14 protein-coding genes are annotated in these 23152 nt (G+C 66.5%); 5 read left to right on the forward strand and 9 right to left on the reverse strand.

Going from position 1 to position 23152, the window contains the following annotated elements; genetic code table 11:
* The first annotated feature begins 485 nt into the window (after positions 1–485).
* The 3 genes from FKZ61_RS00340 to FKZ61_RS00350 all read left to right on the forward strand — a co-directional run bounded on the left by FKZ61_RS00340 (position 486) and on the right by FKZ61_RS00350 (position 3439).
* Positions 486–1364: a sugar phosphate isomerase/epimerase family protein gene (locus tag FKZ61_RS00340; RefSeq protein WP_170199007.1), complete on the forward strand. Its 879-nt coding sequence runs from the start codon at positions 486–488 to the stop codon at positions 1362–1364.
* 116 nt (positions 1365–1480) lie between these two features.
* Complete coding sequence (locus FKZ61_RS00345; protein ID WP_211358333.1) at positions 1481–2518, forward strand: Gfo/Idh/MocA family protein; 1038 nt, start codon at positions 1481–1483, stop codon at positions 2516–2518.
* 264 nt (positions 2519–2782) lie between these two features.
* A complete protein-coding gene (locus FKZ61_RS00350) occupies positions 2783–3439 on the forward strand; it encodes a metallophosphoesterase family protein (protein WP_141608079.1) in 657 nt (218 codons plus the stop codon).
* Positions 3440–3458: 19 nt separating this feature from the next.
* Here FKZ61_RS00350 and FKZ61_RS00355 read toward each other — a convergent pair whose 3' ends face one another.
* The 8 genes from FKZ61_RS00355 to FKZ61_RS00395 all read right to left on the reverse strand — a co-directional run bounded on the left by FKZ61_RS00355 (position 3459) and on the right by FKZ61_RS00395 (position 19901).
* Complete coding sequence (locus FKZ61_RS00355; RefSeq protein ID WP_141608080.1) at positions 3459–5069, reverse strand: serine hydrolase; 1611 nt, start codon at positions 5067–5069, stop codon at positions 3459–3461.
* 45 nt (positions 5070–5114) lie between these two features.
* Positions 5115–6695, reverse strand: a complete 1581-nt coding sequence (gene guaA / locus FKZ61_RS00360) for a glutamine-hydrolyzing GMP synthase (protein ID WP_141608081.1) — start codon at positions 6693–6695, stop codon at positions 5115–5117.
* On the reverse strand, positions 6667–8706 hold the full coding sequence (locus FKZ61_RS24200; protein WP_170199008.1) for an immune inhibitor A domain-containing protein: 2040 nt from the start codon (positions 8704–8706) through the stop codon (positions 6667–6669). Before FKZ61_RS24200 ends, guaA begins: the two co-directional genes overlap by 29 nt.
* 111 nt (positions 8707–8817) lie before the next feature.
* Complete coding sequence (locus FKZ61_RS23775; RefSeq protein ID WP_141608083.1) at positions 8818–12732, reverse strand: PA14 domain-containing protein; 3915 nt, start codon at positions 12730–12732, stop codon at positions 8818–8820.
* Between the two features lie 121 nt (positions 12733–12853).
* Positions 12854–17143 carry a flippase gene (locus tag FKZ61_RS00380; RefSeq protein ID WP_141608084.1) on the reverse strand — a complete coding sequence of 1430 codons (4290 nt, stop codon included), beginning with the start codon at positions 17141–17143 and terminating at the stop codon, positions 12854–12856.
* A 5-nt stretch (positions 17144–17148) separates the two neighbouring features.
* Complete coding sequence (locus FKZ61_RS00385) at positions 17149–18078, reverse strand: polyprenol monophosphomannose synthase (protein ID WP_141608257.1); 930 nt, start codon at positions 18076–18078, stop codon at positions 17149–17151.
* 108 nt (positions 18079–18186) lie between these two features.
* Positions 18187–18816: a sulfite oxidase-like oxidoreductase gene (locus tag FKZ61_RS00390; RefSeq protein ID WP_141608085.1), complete on the reverse strand. Its 630-nt coding sequence runs from the start codon at positions 18814–18816 to the stop codon at positions 18187–18189.
* Between the two features lie 107 nt (positions 18817–18923).
* On the reverse strand, positions 18924–19901 hold the full coding sequence (locus FKZ61_RS00395; RefSeq protein ID WP_141608086.1) for an ornithine carbamoyltransferase: 978 nt from the start codon (positions 19899–19901) through the stop codon (positions 18924–18926).
* Positions 19902–20362: 461 nt separating this feature from the next.
* On the opposite strand from FKZ61_RS00395, the gene FKZ61_RS00400 reads away from it, so the two are divergent.
* Positions 20363–20836: a MaoC/PaaZ C-terminal domain-containing protein gene (locus tag FKZ61_RS00400; RefSeq protein WP_141608087.1), complete on the forward strand. Its 474-nt coding sequence runs from the start codon at positions 20363–20365 to the stop codon at positions 20834–20836.
* Positions 20837–20940: 104 nt separating this feature from the next.
* A complete protein-coding gene (locus tag FKZ61_RS00405) occupies positions 20941–21483 on the forward strand; it encodes a CRISPR-associated protein Cas4 (protein WP_141608088.1) in 543 nt (180 codons plus the stop codon).
* On the opposite strand, the gene FKZ61_RS24205 is transcribed toward FKZ61_RS00405, so the two are convergent.
* Entirely contained in the window at positions 21480–23093 is a 1614-nt protein-coding gene (locus tag FKZ61_RS24205) for a sulfatase-like hydrolase/transferase (RefSeq protein WP_141608089.1), read from the reverse strand. The genes FKZ61_RS00405 and FKZ61_RS24205 overlap by 4 nt on opposite strands.
* Positions 23094–23152: the final 59 nt, after the last annotated feature.

Below are 23152 nucleotides of genomic sequence, written 5' to 3' on the forward strand. Positions count from 1 at the left end.
TACCACGACAGAAATTCCGGGTGCCCTCTGGGCGCGCGACCTCTGGGGGATACGAGCGGCAAATTTCTGCCGGGATTTACCAGGCCTGTCTCCGTCCAGGCCAGTTCGATGGAGCCGCCGAACGCCTGGGCCATGATGGTTCATTGTACCACAGGGACGGCCGGCGCCAAGTTCAGTTTGAGATCAGATCTCAATAAACATGGCGCACCAGGTGGGTGCAGCAAGCAGCCCCCCGACAGCATCCTTCAATGGGCGAATGCTGGCCATCCCAAACGATTACCCCTCCCCTGGCTAACTTGAGGGCGCTTCCCCATCGATGTATACTGCAGAAGAACAACCTCAACCCTTCACCCTCCCCGCCGATTCAGCACATCCGGCCGCCGCCCACAGGGGACCCCGGGCGTCGCAGCCCATGGGATGGCTGGAGCGGCCGCGCAGGGAAGCCAGGTCAAACCCACCCAGAGCAGAAAAGGATGGATAGGCCCATGAAAAATGTACTCATCGGATGTGGCCAGATCACCTGGAGAAATGTGCCCGAAGCACAGGTGCTGGCTGAAATTGCCCAGGCCGGTTATGCCGGAGCACCGGCCGGCCCCCACGGCGGCCGATCGGCCCAGGAAGCCCTGGAAGAATTCTCCCGACACGGGCTGAAGCCGGCGCCGGGCTACCTGGGCGCCGACTTCTGGAACAAGGAGGAAGAAGCCCAGATCCTGGAGCGGGCCAGGGCGTACGCCCGGTTTGCCCAGGCAGTGGGCTGTACCGAACTGTACGTAGCGCCGGGCGGATTCAACAGCTACGTCACCCGCCGGGGCCTGACCCGCATGCAGGTCGCGGGGCATGTCCGCCCGGAGGATGCCATGACCGACGCCGAGTATGAGCAATTTGCCCAGGTGCTTAACCAGGTGGGCGAGATCACCCTGAACGAGGGAGTCTACAGCTGCTTTCACAACCACGTGGGCAGCGTCATCGAGACCCGGGAAGAGATCGACCGCCTCCTGTCCATGGTGGATCCCAACCTGATCTTCCTGGGGCCGGACACGGGACACCTGGCGTGGGGCGGCGCGGATGTGGTGGCCTTCTGCCGGGACTACGCCGACCGCATCAAAACCATGCACATCAAAGACATCAATCCCCACGTCCTGGAAGAGGGACGACGCCAGGAGTGGGATTACATGACCTTTGTGCAACATGGCATCTTCACCGAGCTGGGACAGGGCTTTGTGGACTTCCCCGCCGTATTCCAAATCCTGGAAGAGGCCGGCTTCCAGGGCTGGCTGATCGTGGAAACCGACGTCACCCAGCTCCCCACGCCCCTGGAGAGCGCCCAGGTCAGCCGGGCCTACCTGCGCAGCCTGGGGCTGTGACCCGGCGGGGATGCCAACGAGACCTCATCAACAAGCCCTCATCAACAAGACTTCACGCGGGCGAAGCCACGCCCTCAGGAGCTGACCCATCCCACTGTACGAATGGAGTGAAAACCATGGCACTGTTTCGAGTAGGCATCATCGGCTGCGGACGTCCCTGGCGTTCCGAGGGAGCCACGGGCTTCGGCATGTCCCACGCCCATGCGCTGGGCTACAAGGCATCGCCCGACGCAGAAATCGTGGCCCTGGCCGACATTAACCTGGAGAATGCCCGCGCCTTCCAGGAGCAACATGGCGGCGAGCGCATCTACACCGACTACCGGGAGATGCTGGAGAAAGAGGCTCTGGACATTGTCAGCATCAGCACCTGGCCCCACCTCCACGCGGAGATGGTCATCGCGGCGGCCGAGGCCGGCGTCAAGGCCATCCACTGCGAAAAGCCCATGGCGCCCACCTACGGCGAATCCCGGCGCATGGTGGAAGTCTGCGAGCGCCATGGCGTCCAGCTCACCTTCAACCACCAGCGGCGTTTCGGCGAACCCTATCGCAAGGCCAAGGAGCTACTCAAGAGCGGCGCCATCGGCACCCTGGAGCGCATGGAGGCGACCTGCCCCAACCTGTTCGACTGGGGCACCCATTGGTTCGACATGCTTTTCTTCTACAACGACGAAACGCCGGTGGAGTGGGTCATCGGCCAGGTGGACACCCGGGACAGCCGGGAGATCTTCGGGGTGAAGGTAGAGGGCCAGGGGCTCAGCTACTTTAAGGCCCAGAATGGCGTCTTTGGCCAGCTCATCACCGGCCACGATACCAACGGGCTCACCAACCGCCTGGTGGGCAGCGAAGGCCTGATCGAAGTGGGACACAGCCAGGAGGTCCCCCTCCGCTACTTCAACCCGGAAAGCCGGGGCTGGCAGCCGGTGCCCGTGTCCGAAGGGCTCCACGGCCAGGAGTTCGTCCAGCGGGGCGTGCTGGATCTCATCGACGCGCTCAAGACAGGCCGGGAGCCGGAGCTGTCGGCCCGGCGAGCTCTGCGGGCCACCGAGCTCATCTTCGCCACCTATGAATCCAGCCGCCGCCGCGGCCGGGTGGATCTCCCCCTGACCATCGACGACTCGCCGCTCCAGGCCATGCTGGCCGCCCAGCAGGCGTAGGGGATCCCAGCGCGAGGGGAACCTGTCACGCGTCGTGCATCTGTCCATTTATGACCAATGCAGAGAACCCGCCAGGTGGCGGGTTCTCTGCAGACAAGACAGACAGTTTGGTATGGAGGGAGGTAAAATAGCAAGCTGGAATCTGCCCTTGTGGGCAGGGGGTCAATCTCTGACCACGCCTGTATCATAACACGGACGGCGGGGAGCGAACCTGTCAGAAACCTGTCAAAAACCCTCCGAAGCTGTCCCCCAGGAGCCATACCCATGCGTTTTGCCATCTTCTCAGATCTCCACGATAACGGGCCGGCCCTCACCCGGGTCCTCCGGGATGCAGAGCGGCAACAGGCCGACGCCTGGATCTGCCTGGGCGATGTGGGCCACAACCCGGCCCTCTACCGGGAACTCCAGGGCCGCTGCAGCCGGTGCACCTTTGGCAACTGGGAGGTGAGCGGTCTGCGGCGGTTGCCGGCCGACGTGGCCACCTGGGTGCGGGATTGGCCGGCCCGCCTCCCCCTGGGCCAGGTGGTCTGTTGCCACGCCACGCCGGACATGCCCGAGGAAGCCACCACCACCGCAGCCGCTGCCCGCTACATGGCCGGCGGCGTGGGCTGGAGCCAGCTCTTCCCACGGCTGCACCGGGACGAGGAGGCCCGCTGGCGGGCCTTCGCCGCCCTGGAGGAGGGTGGCTGGTGTGCAGCCTTCCACGGCCACACCCACATCCAACAGGCCTGGATCTGGGAGCGCAATGGCCGCCAGCGGCTGCGTTCCATCGCCGGCCCGGCCGAACTGACGCTGGATGCGCAGGGACCAACCCGCTACCTGATCGGCGTGGGCAGCGCCGGACAGCCCCAGGACGGCCCCCAGCTTCGCTACGCCCTGTACGACGACGAGAGCGGGCTGGTCCTCCTGCGCAGCCTGTAGACAGGCGCCTGCGGGCCGGTCAGCGCTGGCCTTCGGTGGCCACCGTGGGGATGTAGTCCTTGATCTTGATGTAACCCGAGGGGGGTGTCAGCAGCAGAGGCGGCGCTGGCGTACGGGCTTCCTGGCGCTGCAGAAAGTCGAAGAAATTCCAGGTGATGCGGCTCACCACTTTCATGGTGCCGTTGCTGGTGGCCCAGTCCATCCACCCCCGGCGATAGAGGAAGATGCTGATGACATACGGGCCAGCCGGCCCCCACACCAGCGCCACATCGCTGTGGCTTTCGAAGGCAAAGCCATGCTTGTGGATGATCCAGGTGGCGTTGGGACGGGGCAGCCCGGCCCACACCATCTCCTGGAACTCGTCGTGGGTCATGTAAAAGAGGATGGAGAGGCACTCCTCAGGGGTAAAGCGGTCGGGGTACACTTCCAGCAGGAGGCCCCGGCCCTGGGTACAGTCGTAAATGGCCGCCAGGATGCGCCCCATCTCCGCGGGCGTGGACTGGAGGTTGGGATCCGGGTTGGTGTTCCAGTCGGTCCGCTGATTGCCCGGCGTGGGGATCTCCGGCAGGGCAACCTGGGCGTCGTAGCCGGACTGCATGTAGGTGTTGACGAAGCCCAGGGAGCGCATGAACTCGGTGAAGCGCCGGGCACCGGTCGTCACATCGCCGTCCCCCAGGAACTGGAGCAGCATGTTGGCTGCGTAGTTGTTGCTTTCGCCCAGCGCGTAGTCTATCCACTGCCCCACCTGCACGGCTGTGGCGTCATCCCCGTCGATGCCGTTGTCCAACTTGTGCATCACGGCCGCGGCGATGGCAATCTTCAGGGTGGACATGCCGGAGAAGGAGACATCCGCGTCCACCGCTCCTTCCTGGCCGCTGGTCAGATCCTGGACGTAGACCGCGGCAAAGCCGGGGAAATTGGAGAGATAGCGATCCAGCTCCCGGGCCAGGTCCGCCAGGGAGGGCGCCGGCGGCGGGATCTCGGTCAGGGCCAGCTCGGCCGTGCGGGTGCGATCATCGGTGAGGGCTGCCACCACCCGGGGGACGCTGGCTTCCACATCCAGTTGGTAGCCGGGTGTGCCGGGGATCCAGGTCCAGTCTCGGCTGTAGGTACCCACGTAGCCGCCGGGCAGATCGGCCTCTCCGGTACCGCCTTCACTCCAGCGGCTGGTGGGGGGCAGGACCCGGGCCGGCTGGGGGCCCCGGTTGTAGTCGGCGGCCACCGTAGCCAGCCACGCCCGCAGCTTCTCGCCGTTGAGGGTGAAGCGCACGGGCACATCCCGCCGCCGCTGTTCCAACCCCAAAGCCGCCCGCACGGCAATGTCCACGAAGGTCGGCCCCTCCAGATACTGGCTGGCTTCGGCCACCATCTGCTCCACGTCCACGTGGAAGTCGATGGTCTCGGGCCGCAGCACCAGCCGCTCCCCGGCGAAGTAAACGGCGATGGGCTGGCGGTAGACGTACTCCAGATGCTGCCGGATCTCCTGGGTATCCTTGAGCCCGCTCAGATCCAGCCCGCCCAGGTAGACCCCAGGGGGGATGGGCGCGGCAGAAACTTTGAAGCGAGTATAAACGGGAAAGATGGCGAGTACGGCGACGAGAACTGCGACGAACGTGATAAATCTACGCATTCGTCATTCCCACGCAGTCATTCCCCCTCAGTCACTTCCACTCAGTCACTCCCACTCAATGGTGGCCGGTGGCTTGCTGCTGATATCATACACCACCCGGTTGACGCCGTCCACCTCATTGACAATGCGGTTGCTGACCCGGGCCAGCAGCTCATAGGGCAGGCGGGCCCAATCGGCCGTCATGAAGTCGTCGGTGGTGACGGCCCGCAGGGCCACCACGTGGGCATAGGTGCGGCCGTCCCCCATGACGCCCACACTGCGCACCGGCAGGAGCACGGCAAAGACCTGGCTGGTCTGGCGGTAGAGGCCGGCCCGGCGCAGCTCTTCCAGGAAGATGGCGTCGGCCTGACGCAGGGTCTCCAGCCGCTCCCAGGTGACCTCGCCCAGGATGCGGATGGCCAACCCTGGCCCCGGGAAGGGATGCCGCCAGACGATCTCCTCGGGCAGGCCCAGCACCTCGCCCACGGCGCGCACCTCGTCCTTGAAGAGCATGCGCAGGGGCTCGATGAGCTGGAAGGTCATGTCCGCGGGCAGCCCCCCCACGTTGTGGTGGGTCTTGATGGTGCGGGCGTTGCGGGTGTCGTCGTTGCTGGCCGACTCAATCACGTCCGGGTAGAGGGTCCCCTGGGCCAGGAAGGCGGGCGTGTCGGTTCCCCACTGGGCGGCCAGGCGGGCGGCCTCGGCCTCGAAGACCCGGATGAAGCGAGCGCCGATGCGTTTGCGCTTCTCCTCGGGATCGGTGACACCGGCCAGGTCGCTGAGGAACTCCTCCTTGGCGTCCACGGCCACCAGGCGCATGCCCTGATGGCGCTGGAAGGTCTCCACCACCTGCTCCGCTTCCCCCTGGCGCAGGAGGCCGTGATCCACGAAGACGCAGGTCAGGCGATCGCCGATGGCCCGGTGGACCAGGGTTGCGGCCACGGCGCTGTCCACGCCGCCGCTCAGGCCACAGATGACGTGCCCCTCTGGGCCCACCCGCTCCTGGATCTGGGCCACCGTCTCCTGGATGAAGTTCCCGGGCGTCCAGTCGCCGGTGCAGCCGCAGATTCCCTTGACGAAATTGGTCAGAATGGCCATGCCCTGGGGGGTGTGGCGCACTTCGGGGTGGAACTGCAGGCCGTAGATGCGCCGGCCTTCATGGGCGATGGCGGCAAAGGGGGAGTTGTCGCTGCGGCCGATGGCGACGAAGCCCGGCGGAAGCTGCTCCACCCGGTCGCCGTGGCTCATCCAGACCTGCAGGGTGGAGGGCAATCCGGCAAAGAGGGGGCTACGGGTTCCCGCTTCCCCGCCCGCCACGGTGAGGGTGGCCGGGCCGTATTCCCGCTCCCGGCTGGGCGACACCCGGCCGCCCAGGGTGTGGGCCAGAAGCTGCAGGCCGTAGCAAATGCCCAACACCGGCACGCCCAGCTCCAACACCACCTCCGGCAGGGTGGGCGCGCCCGGTTCGTAGACGCTGTTGGGGCCGCCGGAGAGGATGATCCCGGCCGGGCGCAGCTGGGGCAGGCGCTCGGCGGCCTGGTCCCACGAGATCAGCTCGGCGTAGACCTGGGCCTCTCGCACGCGACGACAGATGAGTTGGCTGTACTGGCTGCCGTAGTCAAGGACGGCGATGGTCTGATGGTTCATCACGAGGTTCTATCCTGTACTCGTAGGCGGCCGGCTCGGTAGTGATGGGCGCCAGGGCGCTGATGGCCAGCACCGCGGTTCTGCCCCCGCCCAGGCCGTCCACCGGGATGGTGGCGCGGCCGGCTTCATCCACGGTAAAGCGCTCCAGCTCCTGGAGCCGATTGTCCTGCAGATGGAGGATCTGGAGGAGCCAGCGCTGACGCAGGCGGCCGTCGGTCAACAGCCACCCCTCGCTTTCCCAGCCGTCGGCGCCGTTCTCAAAATCGGCGGTGTAGTCCAGGGCCGGAATCTGGACGTCATCGATCAGCCAGCCGCTGTTGTTGACCGCGTCATCGGTGATGTATTCGAAGCGCACCCAAATTTCCTGGCCCGCATAGGGGCTCAGGTCAAAGGTTTCCTGCACCCAGCCGGGCGCGTCCCCTTCCCCGGGGCTGGTGCCCGTGTAGGCCGGGCCCAGGGCGTTGTGGTCGGCATCGGGCGGCTGGGTGTACTGGCCGGAGAGGAGCTCCCAGTGGTGTCCATCCCGGCTGACGCTCACATAGCCGTAGTCGTAGTCCTTCTCGATATCCCACCACATGGCCACCTGCATCTCCACCGGCGTGCCGGCGGCCAGGGCGCTCAGGTCGAAACGGCGGGTCAGGCGGCTGTTGGTGTCGTCGCCCCGGTTGCTCCACCAGGCGTAGTGGCCACTGAAGGGCTCTGCGCGAGCCAGGCGGGTCTCGGTCTGCCCCTGGAAGTAGAGGGTCACGTCGCCCTGGCCTTCCAGCAGGATGTAGTCGGTCGCGTAGTTGTGGACGGTGGAGCGGCGCAGTTCCGTGGGGTACTCGCTGTGCACCTGGTCCAGCACCGGGGCGGGCGGCTGGATCTCGAAGTACCCCAGGCGTCCCTGGCCGTCCAGGGCATTGGGGTCGTCCAGGTAGTTGGCCACCACCCAATCGGCAAAGACGGCATCGAAGTTCAGGCCCAGGGGAGCCAGGGCGGCGTCAAAGCCGCGGGTACCGTTGGCGGGGTTGGCCACCACTGCCTGGGTCACCTCGGCGCCAAAGCGCTGGGCAAAATAGGAGATAAACAGATAGGCGGCGCCGTAATGGGCATCGTTGAAACCCATGTCCGGGCTCCAGGTGGTGAGCTGGGTGTCCGGGTTGTTGGCAAAACTACGCACAAAGCCCAGGTCGGGCGCATAGCCCACCACTTCCTGGGCATACTCGCTGAGGCCCTCGTTGACCCAGGTCTCCTCGTTGCGGTCGTTGTACCAGTGGATCATGTGCTGGAACTCGTGGGCCAGCACCGTCTCGTAGTACTCGAAGTCTCGGGTCCGGTTCAGCCATTCCAGGCTGATGTAGAACATCTCCTTCTCGTTGGAGAAGGGGTGGGCCAGCCGGCTGTACTCGTCGATGCTGCTGAAATAGCCGGCAATGCCGTCGCCCAGCCCGTAGGCGTGGAGGATGTGGAGACGGGGATCCCCATCCACGCCAGGGTTCCACTCGGGGCCGAAGAATTCCACCAGCTTGGGATAGATGTCGGTGCTGAAATGCTCCACAGACCGGATCAGGTCCAGCCGCTCCACCGGACGGCCCACCTCCACCCAGGCGTAGGCCACATCGGTTCGAGCCACCAATTCCGCGGTAATCTGAAAGTTGCGATTCGCAGTGACGTCGTGCACCCAGAACGCCAGGTGATCCCCCACCTGGTAAGTCACGGGCGTCTCCACGGCCACCAGGGGAATTTCGCCCACCTCCGGCTTGAAACGCATGGCCAGATCCCGCAGATCGCGGGTGGGGACGATGACCTGGGCCAGCTGCGCCTCGGTGCTGAGGGGGGGCGCCGGTTCCGGCGTCAGGGCCAGCAGGCCGGCGGGGCGCTTGCCAGGCTGGGGAGCAGGCGCCGGCGTGGACGTGGCAGAAGGTCGCTCTGCGCGCCGGGGGATCTCCCCCACCTGCCAGCTAAAAGAGCAGGCCAACAGGGGGAGCCACAACAGGCCCACCACCAGCCCCAGGAGTCGTCGTTTCACGTTCACCATCCACTTCCCTCCGCCTGCCATCGCCACACGATACAGCCGCTATTTAACCAGACAATCCCGCCAGGACCAAGTCCAGACAGGGCCACGGATGCGCCTCCGGGCTCATGGCACCAGCCCCGCGGCCGGTAGCCGCCAGAGGGTGAGCCGACAGGCACCGCTGTCGGCCACGGCCAGAAGCACCTCATCCCCCTGGAGGGCCGCATCCACCCCCACCGGCGTGTGCAACAGGGCCGGATCCACCAACTGGCGCCAGGGTCGCCCCCCCGCCGTGTGGTACTGGATCCGGTGGCGCACCGGGTCGGAAAGAAAGAAGCTACCATCCGGCAGGCCGGCCAGGTGGGGCCCATCCAGGGTGGTGCTGCGGGGCAGGGCCACCACGCTGGCCAGATCGTCCAGACGCCAGAGCCGCCCATCCTCGGCGGTCACCGCCCAGGCGGTCTCGCCCACGGCCAGGGTATCCACCGGCTGCCCTCGCCCCAGCTGTGTATCCCGGCCTCCGTACTGGCCCAGCAGATTTCCGGCGGCATCCAGCAGCGCCACCCGCGCGCCGCCCGTATCCGCCACCAGGAGATGGCCGGCGGCATCCACGGCGATGCCCCGGGGCCGGTAGAAGCCGACCTGCCCGGCCAGGGCCTGGACCTGCCCGGTGGCGGGATCCAGCCGGATCACCTGCTGGCTGCCGGCGTCCAGCACCCAGACCACCCCGTCGGCCACGGCCAGGTCCACCGGCTCCTGGAACAGTTCACTCGAGAAGCGGCGCACCAGGTTGCCGGCCAGGTCAAAGAGGGCCACATCCTGGTTCCCGCTGTCGGCCACATAGAGCTGCCCCCGGGCCAGGTCCAGGGCCACCCCCCGGGGCGTCAGCACGGGCGCGGCGCCACAGTTACCCCCTACCTGCCACAGGGGCTCCGCCAACAGGGTCGGCAGGTCCCCCGGCGGGATGGCCAGCCGGGGCTGGTAGAGGTCAAAGGTGTAGGAAAGGGCGAAGTCGCCGCGCCCGGAAGGCTCCCCCAGACGAGGATCCAGGAGCGTTGGAGCGTCGGGCAGGGCCAGGTCCCCTGGCTGCACTTGGGCCAACACGGGCGAGAGGTAGCGGCTGGACAGGGGCGCCGGACTGCTGCCCGGGGGCTGCCAGAGCAACCGGAGCCCCGGCGCCCGTGGATCGGGCACGTGGCGGATCTCCAGGGGATGCCAGCCCGGCTCCAGGTAGATGCTGCCCTGTGCGTAGGCTGGGGCGTCATCCTGGGCGAACTGGCTATCCACCACCGTCTGGCCGTCCACCAGCACCTGGACAAAACCGTCGCTCACGCTGGCCAGCAGGTACTCACCAGCCCGGGGCGCAGCCAGCTTGCCTTCCCACCGCACGCTGTAGGGCTGGGGCAGCTCCACGGGGAGGCCGGGCAGGGGATCTTTGCGCAGGCTGAGGAGCGGGCCTTCCAGTCGGCTGCCGGCGAAGTAGCTGCCCACCAGGCCCACGTTGGGGAAGGGCGGCCCATAAAGGAAGGGCCGGGGAATGGCAGTCAGGCTGCCGCCGGGCGGCTCCCAGCGGAGGGCCAGGTCGGCAGGCTGGTCGCCGGAACGGTAGCGCATGGTCAGGTGGTAGAGGCCCCGGGCCAGGGAGATCCGCTGTTCCGTCAGGCCCAGGGACGTATCCAACACGATGGTTCGGTCCAGCTGCAGGCTGAAGAGAGCCGGACTGCCCACCGCGCCCAGGTCCACGACGAAGCGGTAGACGCCGTCCACCGGCACCCGCAGGCTCCCCTCCCACTGGACGCTGAAGGGCGGCGGCAGCGGCGGCTCCTCACCCCAGGGAAAGGCCAGGGGGCCATCCTGATGGACCAAAGCGGCCTCTTCGGGCAGGCCCACCGCCGGTCCAGAAAAGTAAAAGCCCTGGAGCCCCTGACGGCGGTCGAGAAGGTCCCGTGGCACCCGGTAGGTAACGAAGAGGCTGGGGCCGGCGACCTCCTGGTTGGACGCCCCGGGTTCGGCCTGGATCTCGCCGCCCGGGTAAAAGAGCCGGAGCAGATCGATGAGGGGCTGATCCTCCATGGCCACCAGGTAGATCAGGTCCCCCTCGGGCACGCCAGGGAAGGGCAACACCTCCGCCGGGTCCAGGGGACGCACCCGGGGATCGTCCAGGGCATGGGCGGCCATGAGATGCAGGGTTGCAGCCTGGGACTCCCCCGCCAGGAGGGAAGGGGGCACCAGCAGCACAAAGGATTCGTCCGCGGCGTCCTGTCCGCCCTGGGGTCTGCAGGGGTTACCGCGGCCAGGGGCCGCTTCCCCCTGCAGACAGTCAGCCACATAACGGGCCATGGCCACCGCCACCGAGTCGGAGCCCGACCGGCCCACCTGTTCCAGCTGGCCCACCAGGCGCAGGCTGCCGGGCACCGCGGCCAGCACCAGCACGACCAGGGCCGCGGCCAGGACGGACTGGGGGCGAAAGACGGGACGCCAGGTCTGGATGCCGGTGACCAGGATCTGCTCCAGCCCGACGGCTGCAGCCAGGACCAGAAGGGGCAGCCAGGCCAGTAACCCACCCGCCGGCGCGGCCGACGCCGGGGCGAAGGGTGTCCACAGGGCCAACAGGGTCAACCCAATCAGGAGGCCGGCTGCCGGCGGGTGGGTGCCATAGCGGGCCAGAACACCCAGGCCCACGGTGGCCAGCACCAGGCTGATTCCATCCAGCAGGGGCGCCTCCGTGAAGTAGGGGAGGGCGGGCATCCCGCCCCAGGCCAACAGCGCGGTAAGCAGCGGGAACCATCCGGCGCCCTCCGCCGCCCCCTGCCAGTGGCCCGAGGTCCAGCCAGGCAGGCCCACGGCCAGGGCCACCAGGGCCATCAGCCAGAAGCCCATGTTGCCTTCGGGCTCGTTGCTCTCCTGCCGCCAGGGGAGAATCCGACCGCCCCCCAGCAGGGCCAGGGCCAGCACCCAGAGGACCAGGGCGGGTCCCAGGCCGCCGGCCACCTGGAGCAGAAGCCCCCAGGCCACGCCGGACCACACCGCCCAGCGGATGTCCCGGCAGCGAGGCCAGGCCCAGAGGCCCAGGCAGATCCAGAGGGGCCAGGCAACCGCCTGGGTCGCGGCCAGGCGGCTGACGCCCAAGTGCCAGGGGCTGAAGGCCAGCAGGAGGGTGGCCAGGGTTGCGCTCGCCCCGCCCACGTAGCGGCGGGCGGCCAGCCAGAAGGCGGGCAGGGTGAGGCTGCCGATGGTGGCAGCGGCCAGGCGCAGGCTCCAGAGGCTCTCCTGGCCGGGAGCCCCCTGGGCACGCCAGAACAGGCGGGCCAGCAGGGCGAAGAGGTCCCCGGGCAGCTCCGGGGCAGGCCCCAGGGGCTGTCCGGCTGCCAGTTGCAGCGCCAGGTCACATTCGGCCAGGCCCGGGCCATCCCCACAGCCGGGCGGCAGGGAAGCCAGCCGCCAGAAGCGCAGGGCCACAGCCCCCGCCAGGAGCCCCAGGGTGACGAGTCCCACCCAGCCCAGGGCCGGGCGATCCGATTCGTGGGACAGAGCAATGGCCTGGGTGTTCCGGGCGCCCAGGGCGGTGCGGACAAAGCGCCCGGCGGCGTCCACGGTCCAGCGATAGGCGGGCCGGGGGTAGGCGGCGATCTCGCCAGGCCATGCCGTGGCCACCACCAGGAAGAGTAGACCCAGCCACCAGAGGACGTCCAGCAGGCCGACCCGCAGCCAGCCGGGCATTCCGGCCCAGCCATGGGCAGCTCCGGCCACGGCCAGCGAGCAGAGCCCGGCCGCCAGCAGGGTCCGGGGCCAGAGGGCGCCCCTGCCGGCCCACCGTCGAAGCACGCCGGGGGAGATCGGCGGGAAATATGGGGCCGCCACCAGGCCGGCCAGCACCGCAGCCGCGGCCAGGAGCAGGAGGCCATCCCGCAGGCGCGCGGCCAGTGCTCCCGGCGCCACCTCCCCCGCGCCCGGTGTCGGGAGCCCCTGGGATGTGGCCAGGATGTGGTGGCCCAGCCAGGCCAGGGCCACGGCGATGGCAAGGAAAGTGAGTCTACGCATTTTCAGACAGACAGGACGACTGCCCCAATGGCCTCAATACAGTCTGGCGTAAATACCACGGCAGAAATTCGGCGGCCCTACCTCTTGTGGAAACCATCGGCGAATTTCTGCCGGGATTTACTCAAGCAGCGGGAAGGCGGGAACGCCAGGGGCCGACGGGCAGTGCCCGCAGGAGGACGGCCATGTCGTCGTGGCGGAAGACGCCGGCTCCCACCAGGACCACCAGATAGAGCACCCAGCCCAGGGCCACGGCGATCCACGGGTTGAGGCCGCCGGCCATCAGCGCCGCGGTCCCGCCGCCCATCACCGTCACCGCGGCCACCGGCCCGGCAAAGATGGAGAGCCACGGTACCGTCCCCACATTCCGTTTGACACTGTAGTAGAACGGGAAAAGCAGACTGAACTCGCTCAAAATGGTCACCACCGCCGCGCCCAGGTAGCCAAAACTGGGGATGGCCAACAGGTTCCCGACCACATTGAAGACCACGCCGATGATGAAGGCTTTGGTGAGATAGCGCTGTTGATCCACCGCGATGAGCACGTACTGGGTGACGCTGTTCACAAAGCCGATGGGGATGCTCCAGATGATGACCTGCAGCGCCAGGGCCGAGCCGCCCAGGAAGGAGATCTCCCGGCCCAGCAGGGTGATGGTCTCCGGCACCCGCAGGTATTGGACGCCGCCCACCAGATAGACCAGGGGTTCGGCCAGGAAGGTGACGCTCATGGCGATGGGCAGGCTGACCATGACCAGCAGGCGCAGGCTGAGCACATAGGAGCGCAGCAGGTTGCTGCCGTTGTGGCGGGCGTAGCGACTCATCAGGGGAAAGACGGCCATGGTGAAGACGCTGGGGACGATATTGAGGCCGTCCAGGTACTTCAGCCCCACGCTGTAGAGCCCCACGCTGGCAGCGCCAGCCAGAGGCCGCAGGATCCAGAGGTCGATGCGCCAGAAGATGGTGGCCAGCAGGTGGTTGATCATCAGGGGGCCGCTGGTACGGAACATCCACTTCTGGAGCGGCCAGTCCCAGTGCCATTCCGGCGGAAAGAGGGTGCTACGCAGCAGGCCGTAGAGCCAGAACAGCTGGAGCACGTTGATGACCAGGCTGACCGCGGCCAGGCCCACAAAGCCCCAGCCCAACAGCAGGACCAGGGCGCCCAGGGTCACCTTCAACAGGGCAACCGCGTTGGTCAGGCCGGCCGGATACTCCATCTTTTCGAAGGCGTAGAACATGCTGCTCAGGGCGTCGGCCCAGTTGGCGAAAAGCATGGAGAGGGCAAAGATGGCGATGGCCTGGATCTCCTGGGGGCCAATGCCGCTGGCGTCCAGGAAATCCACCCGACCTACCACCCAGAAGCCCCAGGTCACCAGGGCCAGCAGGGGCAGGCTGGCCAGCCAGAGGAGGGTGCGCAGGGCCAGCACGTTGGTCAGGTAGCGGCTGGACTGGTTCTTGTCCGCGGCCACATCCCGGGTCAAGAGGGTACCCAGCCCATAGCGGCTGATGATCTCGAAAAAGCCGTAGATGGCCACCACGAAGGCATACTTGCCCGTGCCCTCCGGGCCAAGCAGGCGCACGTAGAGCATGGCGAAGGCGAAGTCGATGCCCTTGTTCATGAGGCTCAGCATCATGGGCACCAGGGAGTTCTTGGCCACGGTGCGCACCTCGCCCTCGCTGCTTTCCGGCCGGTAGTAGCGCCCCCACGCCCAGTAGAGGAGGAGCATCAGCAGGGCCATGGCCGCCAGAAAGGAGACGTAGAGTCCCAGCTTGAAGCTCATGGGCGAATAGACAAAGCGCACCGTCCACTGGCCGGCCTGGGGCAGGTAGACGGCCCGAAAGGCGCCGTCAGCCCGATAGAGGGTGAGCTCCTGCTCCTGGCTCTCATCGCCGCCGAAGGGACGCAGGAAGGCCTTCCAGCCGGGGAAATAGGCATCCGTCAACACCAGCCAGCCCCGGTCGCTCAGGTTGACGTCCACGAAGACGTCGTTGGCCGTGTAGCGGCTGATGCGGGCCTCTGCCACCTGGGGCCCTGCCGGCACCAGGGCATGGGACTCGGTGGGTGTCGTCTCCACAAAGACCACCCGACGCAGGTCCGTTTCCAGCAGGGGCTGCTCCTCGGGCGGGGCCACCCGAGCCTCGGCCGCGATGAAGGCCCGGGGCATGGCCTCGGTGTTCTCGTAGACGGCGATGGCGTCGTCCCGGTAGATCTCCTGCCAGCCTGGGTTGGGCAGGTGATGCTGGGTGAGGATGTAGCGCACGTTGAGCAGGTCCAGGAGTGGGTTGTCCACCACTGCGTAGGGATCCGGCGTCACGTTGCTGTACAGAGGCGCGATGCGGTTGTAGAGCAGCTCGTTGGCCTGGGGCGCGATGCGCTCCATGAAGGCCACGTACTGGCGCAGGATGATGGAGTCGTAGCCCCGGATGTCGTGCCAGCCGTAGTACATGCCCACATTGGCGTTGAAGGTCTTTTCGCCGGGCAGGTTGAAGGTGGTGAAGCGCCAGTAGGTGGCCGGCACCCCTTCCTGCGCCGCCCGCTCCGCCTCCCGCTGCTCGATAAAGTCCACCACCGGTGGCCGATTGCCCGGCGCCAGCGGAGACAGCGCCACGTCGGTCGCGGGGTTGAAGCGGCCGTGGGCCACGTAGAGGTCCAGGAAGACGATGAGGACCAGGAGGAGGGCGAGATGGGGCGAGCGGAGGAGCCGATGATGAGAAGAGTGGGGACGGGTCAAGATCCACAGGACGGCGCCACTGAGGAGCGAGAAGACGCCGAAGTGGATCAGGTTCATGCTCTGGTAGCTCCAGAACATGCGGCCGTCGGCGAAGGCCATCCGGGCCAGGTCGCTGGCGGCCAACACCCGTTCGCCCAGGGCCACGAAGGGCCCCGGCATGGCCACGCTCACCGCCACCGTCAGCAGCGTGCCGAGCCCAACCAGCGCCGCGGCCAGGGAAAGCCAGGCGCTGATCCGAATCGGCCAGGGCCGCCCGACCAGGGTCAGCCGGCCTCCATCCAGCAAGTGCTGTAACCCCACGCCTCCCAACAGGGCCATGCTCAAGGTGAAGGGAAAGACCCAGCGGAAAGGGCTATGGAGCTGGTTCCAGCCGGGCAGGCCGTAGAAGAGCAGAGCGTAGAGGGGCGTGCCGAAGGCAAAGAGCAGAGAAAGGAGGGCCAGCGCGGCAAAAAACCAGGTGACGAAGGGGCGGGGCTGCTCCAGGGAATCGGCGCGCCGGCGTCCCATTCCCGCGTGGAGGAGGGCCACTGCGGCCAGCAGCCAGGTGACCACGCCCAGGTAGTTGCCCCCCTCCACGTAATTTTTGATACCCCAGAAGATGGTGTGGGTTTCCTCGCCCAGGGCGTTGGTGGTGGCGGGCACCCATGTCCAGCGCCAGATGTCAAACCAGGCGTGATGGCTGGGGTTGCCGAAGACGTTGGGCAGGAAGAAGGTCAGCACATGGCGGGTAGGCCAGGCCCAGCCCACCACCTGGGCAAAGGTGGCCGATCCCTCCCGGAAGTTCAGGGGCAGAAGCTCAACCAGGGGAATGAGCTGGACCGCGCCCAGGCCCACACCCAGGATCGCCAGGGAGAGCAGCCAGAGGGCCAGCCGGAAGAGCCGCCGCAGCCAGCGGGTGCCCGCCGCGGGGGGAAATGCCGGTCCATGACGAACCCAGCGCCAGGCCACACCCAGCCGCACCAGCGTATAGAGGCCCGCCACCAGCAGGGTGTAGTAGATCAACTCCGGATGGCCGGCCAACACCACGAATCCCACGGCGACCGCGCCGGCCACCACATAGGGGATGGGGCTGTAGCCGGCAACGCCCTTTTGCTCCTGCTTGTGGACGATGATCTCGATGACGGCCAGCAACAGGGGCAGCCAGGCCACCGCAGCAACGAACATGGTGAAGACCACGCTGACGATGAGGAAGCCGCTGAACATGTAGACGAGCCCGCTGAAAAAGGCTGCCCACCTCCCCAGGCGCAGGGTGCGGGCCAGGACATACATGTTGGCGCCGGCCAGCCCGATCTGCAGGGCGGTGAACCAACCGTACGCGGCCTCCAGGGGCAACAGATAGAAGAGCAGGCTCAGGGGGTAGAAGGTGCTGGCCTGGCCGGCGGCAAAAAAGGGCAACCCGGTCAAGATTTGGGGATTCCACAGGGGCAGTTGGCCGTCGGCCAGGGTGCGCCGGATGTGCAGCTTCCAGACTGCGTTTTCCAGGATCAGGTCGCTGAGGAGTTCGTTGTGGGGCACCAGCCCCGGGTGCATGGAGCGCCAGGGCTCAAAGCCCGCCAGGTTGTCGTAGGGCAACAGGGTAACGCCGCTGACGGCGGGCAGCAGGACCGGCCCAAACCAGAGCAGGGCCAGGCCAAACAGCGCCATCCAGGCCCACAGATCCCGGCGATAGGGGCGAAGACGAGCCATGGCGATCAACGGGAGGCAAAGGGCGTGCGGGAATCGGACAGGGGCTGGGCCGGGTCGGCCACAGCGCCCGGGACGGATTCCAGAAGCGGGAGGGGCTCCCGCTGGATGTGACGGTAGCGCCAGCGGATCTGCCACGTGCGCCAGGCAGATTCCAGCTTGACGGGCACGTCCAGCTTGCTCTGGCCGATCCGCCGGTCTTCAAAGTGGATGGGAATCTCGATGATGCGGTAGCCCAGCTTCTCACAGAGGTAGGCCATCTCCACCTGGAAGCTGTAGCCGTTGCTGCGGATGTTCTCCAGGCCGATGCCCAGGAGGGCCTCCCGCCGCCACAGTTTGAAGCCCGCGGTCATGTCCCGGATGCGCAGCCCCAGGATCATGCGGCTGTAGAGGTTGGCCCACCAGCTCATGAAGCGCCGCCACCAGCCCCATCCCTCGTCCAGGGTACCGCCGGGGACGTAGCGGCTGCCGATGACCACGTCGGCGCCGGTGGCCAGCATAACGCCGACCATCTGGGGGATGTAGCGAGGCGAATGGCTGAAATCCGCGTCCATTTGCACCACGTACTCGGCGCCGTCGGCCAGGGCTCGTTGCATGCCGACCACGTAGGCAGTGCCCAGGCCGGCTTTGCGCCGGCGGTGCAAGACCACCATGCGCGGCCGCCGTTCCCCAGGCTGGTTGCCCCCCGCCTCGAGGCCGGGGTTGTTCTCCGGCGCATTGTAGCGGGCAGCCAGCTGGTCTGCCACCGCGCCGGTCCCGTCGGGCGAGTTATCGTCCACCACCAGGAGCTGGAGCCGGCGAAACGGCAGGGCGAAGAGCGCCTCGGCCATGGCGGGGAGGTTGTCAGCTTCGTTGTAGGTTGGGATGACCACCGTCAGTGCGATCTCTGTCGCGACCGGGTCGGTCCACTGGCGAATGGATTCGCTCACCGCTTCCATAGCCCCGTTGACTGTGGGCATGAATTCAGCCCTCGTTTACCCGAAGGGCAGATTGTAGCACGGCCGGCCCGAGACGGCCAATTGGGCCGACAAAACGGGTGACACCGGTCAGCCGAAGCGCTCTTCCTTCCACGGATCCCCCTCCATGTGGTATCCGTAGCGCTCCCAGAAACCAGGTCGGTCGCCCGCCATGAACTCGAAGCCCCGGATCCACTTGGCACTCTTCCAAAAATATTTCTTGGGCACCAGCAGGCGCATGGGGTAGCCGTGTTCCGGCGTCAGGGGCTTGCCCTCGTAGAGGTAGGCCAACATGGTGTCGTCGTCGTCCAGCACGTCCAGCCCGATGTTGGTGGTGTAGCCATGTTCGCAGTGGACCAGGACGTGGGTGGCCTCCGGCCGGACGTCGATGTGGCGCAGGAACTCCCGCCAGGGGATGCCCGTCCAGGTGGTATCCAGCTTGCTCCAGCGGGTCACGCAGTGGATGTCTACCGTCTGGGTCTGGGTTGGCATGGCCATCAGGTCGGCCCAGGAGAAGGTTTTCTCTTCGCCCACCAGGCCGAAGACCCGCAGGTCCCACTGGTCCAGGCTGTCGTAGTGGGGTGTGGGACCGTAAGTCAGGACGGGGAAGCGGTCGGTCAAGAACTGGCCGGGCGGCACCCGCTCGCCCTGGCCGGTCTTGGGTACATTGGTGACCCGCTTCAGCCGTTCCACTTTTTTGAAGGGATTTTCCAGGCGCATCATCGCCTCCTCGGGCAATGGACGATCCCTCGGGAACCGTCCCGTCGACGTAAACCAGATGGTGGTTCGTGGTGCGTGTATCGAATCCACGCACCACGAACAACATCTCAACGCATGGTGAGGGCCATCACCGCCTTCTGGACGTGGAGCCGGTTCTCCGCCTCGTCGTAGACCACGGACTGGGGGCCGTCGATGACGGCGTCGGTCACCTCGATGCCCCGGTCGGCGGGCAGGCAGTGCATGTAGATGGCGTCCGGTTTGGCCAGGGCCATCCGCCGCTCGTCGGTGATCCAGTCGGTGTACTTCTGGCCGATGCGGGCGCTCTCCTCGTTGTCGGAGGTGGTCAGCAGCGCGCCCCAGCTCTTGGGGTAGACGATGTCCGCGTCTTTGAAGCCGGCGTCAAAGTCGTCCAGGATCTCGAAGCTGCCGCCGGAGCGCCGGGCGTTGTCCTTGGCCTGCTGCACGATGTCGGGCATCAGCTTGTACTCCGGCGGGTGGGTCAGGCGCACGTTCATGCCGAAGCGGGTCATCTGCAGGATCAGGCTCTGGGGCACGGAGATGGGCTTCTGGTAGCTGCTGGCGTAGGCCCAGCTGACGTTGATGGTCTTGCCCCGGGGGTCGCCCACTTTTTCGATGATGGTCATGAGGTCGGCCAGGATCTGGAAGGGGTGATAGATGTCACACTGCATGTTGAGCACCGGCACCCGGCTGGCCGCGGCCACGTCGTTGATGTAGCGGTTGCCCACGCCCCAGTCACACTGGCGGATGGCGATGCCGTCGTAGTAGCGGCCGTAGATCTGGCCGATCTCCTTGGCCGTGTCGCCGTGGCTAATCTGGGTGGTGGTGGAGTCGATGAAGGCCGCGTGGCCGCCCAGCTGGGCCATCCCCACCTCGAAGCTGGAACGGGTACGGGTGCTGGTGAAGAAGAAGAGCAACGCCAGCGTCTTATCCCGCAGCAACGGGTGGGGATTGCCCAGGGCCCTGTCCCGCTTCAGCTTGAAGGCCACGTCCAGGACAGTTTCCACCTCTTCCTTGCTGAAGTCCATGTCTGAAATGAAGTCACGGCCACGTAGATCGGTCTGCATGGTAGTTCTCCTGCTCCCACTGCATGATGGCAAGGATGCCCTGCACCAGGGCGAAAGAAGAGACGATAGCCATTCCCCCACCCTCCTGCGTCCGACGCTCCCCGGGAGAGAACCGAGGACACCAAGCCCCGTTCACGGCTCTCCCCAAGTTGGGGGAGGCTGGGTGAGGATAAGCAGGCAAACCCTGCTAGTACAGTCTGGCGTAAATACCACGGCAGAAATTCGGCGGTATTACCTCTGGTGGAAACCATCGGCGAATTTCTGCCGGGATTTACTAGTTGGCATTGTACCCCCAAAGCCCCAATCCACAAACTCGCCGCCAGATCTCGGATGAGTCCACAGATTGTTGTCCATTCTGCAGGCCTTGGGGTATGATAGCCCGGGAGCCGGGGCAGCCTTGGCCCTGCTCCGTCCCGATCCAATCCGGCCCAGATCCAACCATCTGGAAAGGCAAGCCATTCATGAACGAACGAAAATTGACACGTTCCCGGGGGCTCTATTTCGAAGAATTCGCCGTGGGTGACCAGGTGGAGAGCGTCGGCCGCACCATCACCGAGACCGACGTGGTGAACTTTGCGGCCCTCTCCGGCGACTGGAACCTGATCCACACCGACGCCGAATACAGCCAGGGGCAGATGTTTGGGCAACGGGTGGCCCACGGGCTGCTGATCCTGAGTGTGGCCAGCGGCCTGGCCGTGCGCCTGGGCTTTCTGGAGGAGACGACCCTGGCCTTCCGCAGCATCAGCGAATGGCGGATGCAGCGGCCCGTTTTCATCGGCGACACGATTCACGTGCGCCTGACCGTTGAGGAGACCAAGGCCATGCCCCGCCTGGGGGGTGGGCTGGTCAATTTCAAGGTGGAAGTCCTCAACCAGCGGGATGAAGTCTGCCAGCGGGGGACCTGGGAAATGCTGGTCAAGGCGCGGCCGTCTTGAGGATGTCTCCCGGATTTTGAACAGGAAGGGGCAGTGCGGTTTCCAGACCGCACAGGTGCTGGACCGGGGCTGTCCCGTATGGGAACGGGACCTGCAGCTGTCTTATGGCTTATCTCTTTGGATTCGCCCTTCTGCTCCTGATGTTGGGTGGGGCGCTACTCTGGCTGGGGCGCCGCACCCGGGAGCAGGCCGGCCTTCCCCCCGGGCAGGTCATCTACAGCGACACCGGCGCCTGGGAAGCGGTGACGGCGCCGCTGGTCAGCCGCCGCCATGGGCTGGTGGGCCGGCCCGATTACCTGGTCCAGCATCGGGTAGGGGGGCGGACCACGGTCATTCCGGTGGAGGTCAAAAGCCGCGCCTGCCCGGACACCCCCTACCCCAGCCACGTCCTTCAGCTGGCCGCCTACTGCCTCCTGGTGGAGGACGTCTACGGCCAGCGGCCACCCCACGGTCTGCTCCACTACGCCGACCGCACCTTCCAGATCCCCTTCACCGACGAACTGCGCCGGCAGGTCCTGGCCGCCAGCGACGCCATCCGCCGGGCCCGTTCCGCGCCGGATGTCCACCAGCAGCACGATGAACCGGCCCGCTGCCGGGGCTGTGGCTACCTCCACGCCTGCGACGAGGGGCGCCGCCTGCTCGGTTAATCTCCCGCAGTCACCGTCACCCTCACAGATCGTTCCTCGCTCTCGGCGTAGCCGATGCGCACAGCCCTGGCGCGGACGGTGCTCTGGCCCGGCGGCAAGGCGATGGGACCGGTGTAGAGTCGCCAGCGGACATCTGCCCCAGCCTCCAGGGTGTAGGCGATGGACGCGCCCTGGGTGGCGCAGTGGATCTGCAAAAGGGACGGCCCGGTCAGGTTGACGGTGCCCTCCACCGGCTCCTGGCCTGGATTGGCCTCGTCGATGGGGATGAAGAGAGGAGGCGCCGTCTGGGGCTGGACACCGTCCGGATACCAGCGCCGCACCATCTCCGCCTCGTCCACCTCCCCCAGATCGCCCACCTCCTGACGCCAGCGTTCCAGCGCGGCCCGCAGCCGTTCCAGCTCCGGCCGGTAGGCGAGGTCATCTGCCAGGTTGTGAATCTCCCAGGGATCGGCCTGGGTGTCGTAGAGCTCTTCCACGGGGCGGCTGGACTGGAAGAGCAGCTGCTGCGGGTCGGTGAGTGCCCCTTCCCGGTGGAGCCGCCACATCTCCTGGAGAATAGGGTGATGGTTGCGGTAGGGAATCCAGAGGAGGTAGGGCTTTTCCGGGCAGAAGTGGCGGATGTACTTGAAGCGCTTGTCCCGCACGGCCCGCACCATGTCGTAGGCCTCATCGTGGCGATCCCGGCTGGCGTAGATGTACTCGCGCGGGGGCGCCGCCTGATCTCCCAGGAAGGCCTGCCCCTGCATGTGGCCCGGAATGGCCACGCCGGCCACGGAAAGCGCAGTGGGCCCCAGGTCGATGGTGCTGACCAGCTGCTCGTTCACGCTGCCCGGCGCCAGCACCCCCGGCCAGCGCACGATCAGGGGGACGTGGATGCCGGAATCGTAGGGCCAGCGCTTGCCCCGGGGCAGGGGTCCGTGATCGCTCCAGTGGAAGACCACCGTGTTGTCGGCCAGGCCGTCCTCCTCCAGCTGTTGGAGCAGCTCCCCCAGGATCCGATCATTGTACTCGATGTGGGTGTACATGCGGGCCATGGCCTCCCGCACCTTGGGCGTGTCGGGGAAGTAGGGGGGGAGCTGGATGGCCGCGGGATCGACGGTGATTTCGGGACAGTTTTCCGGCCACATGCCGCTCTCGTGGCTGCGGGTCAGGTTGAAGACGGCGAAGAAGGGCTGATCTGGATCTGGCCGGTTGCGCCAGTGGGCCTCGGTGCTGAGCTCGTCCCAGGCGGTTCGGGGCGGGGTGAACTGGTAGTCGGTCTTGACGTTGTTGGTGCAGTAGTACCCCGCCGCACGCAGGTACTCGGTGAAGCACTTCACATAGTGGGGTGGCACCGCGTCGTAGGGGGTGGGCATGCCGGCCGTGTAGCGGTTGCTGTGGGTGGTGCGCATGTGGTGGGTGCCGATGGAGATGGCGTACATGCCGGTGATGATGGCCGAACGGGCCGGGGCGCAGACGCCGGCGGTGGAGAAGGCGTTGGGCCAGCGGCATCCCTCTGCGGCCAGCCGATCCACGTGGGGCGTGCGGGCCACCGGGTCTCCGTAACAACCATAGAACGGGTTGGTATCTTCGAAGGAGATCCAGAGAATGTTGGATCTGGTGTTAGTCACGTCTGGCTCCTTTTCAGGAAATGGGTGACTTCACTAACGGACTCATGGGTAAGTTTATG

The sequence above is a fragment of the Litorilinea aerophila genome, assembly GCF_006569185.2.
GTDB lineage: Bacteria > Chloroflexota > Anaerolineae > Caldilineales > Caldilineaceae > Litorilinea > Litorilinea aerophila.

Bases quoted from the DNA above. Each gene is read 5' to 3' on its own strand.
- FKZ61_RS00340 (WP_170199007.1), top strand. From the start codon at position 486: ATGAAAAATGTACTCATCGGATGTGGCCAGATCACCTGGAGAAATGTG.
- FKZ61_RS00345 (WP_211358333.1), top strand. From the start codon at position 1,481: ATGGCACTGTTTCGAGTAGGCATCATCGGCTGCGGACGTCCCTGGCGT.
- FKZ61_RS00350 (WP_141608079.1), top strand. From the start codon at position 2,783: ATGCGTTTTGCCATCTTCTCAGATCTCCACGATAACGGGCCGGCCCTC.
- FKZ61_RS00355 (WP_141608080.1), bottom strand. From the start codon at position 5,069: ATGCGTAGATTTATCACGTTCGTCGCAGTTCTCGTCGCCGTACTCGCC.
- guaA (WP_141608081.1), bottom strand. From the start codon at position 6,695: ATGAACCATCAGACCATCGCCGTCCTTGACTACGGCAGCCAGTACAGC.
- FKZ61_RS23775 (WP_141608083.1), bottom strand. From the start codon at position 12,732: ATGCGTAGACTCACTTTCCTTGCCATCGCCGTGGCCCTGGCCTGGCTG.
- FKZ61_RS00380 (WP_141608084.1), bottom strand. From the start codon at position 17,143: ATGGCTCGTCTTCGCCCCTATCGCCGGGATCTGTGGGCCTGGATGGCG.
- FKZ61_RS00385 (WP_141608257.1), bottom strand. From the start codon at position 18,078: ATGGAAGCGGTGAGCGAATCCATTCGCCAGTGGACCGACCCGGTCGCG.
- FKZ61_RS00390 (WP_141608085.1), bottom strand. From the start codon at position 18,816: ATGCGCCTGGAAAATCCCTTCAAAAAAGTGGAACGGCTGAAGCGGGTC.
- FKZ61_RS00395 (WP_141608086.1), bottom strand. From the start codon at position 19,901: ATGCAGACCGATCTACGTGGCCGTGACTTCATTTCAGACATGGACTTC.
- FKZ61_RS00400 (WP_141608087.1), top strand. From the start codon at position 20,363: ATGAACGAACGAAAATTGACACGTTCCCGGGGGCTCTATTTCGAAGAA.
- FKZ61_RS00405 (WP_141608088.1), top strand. From the start codon at position 20,941: ATGGCTTATCTCTTTGGATTCGCCCTTCTGCTCCTGATGTTGGGTGGG.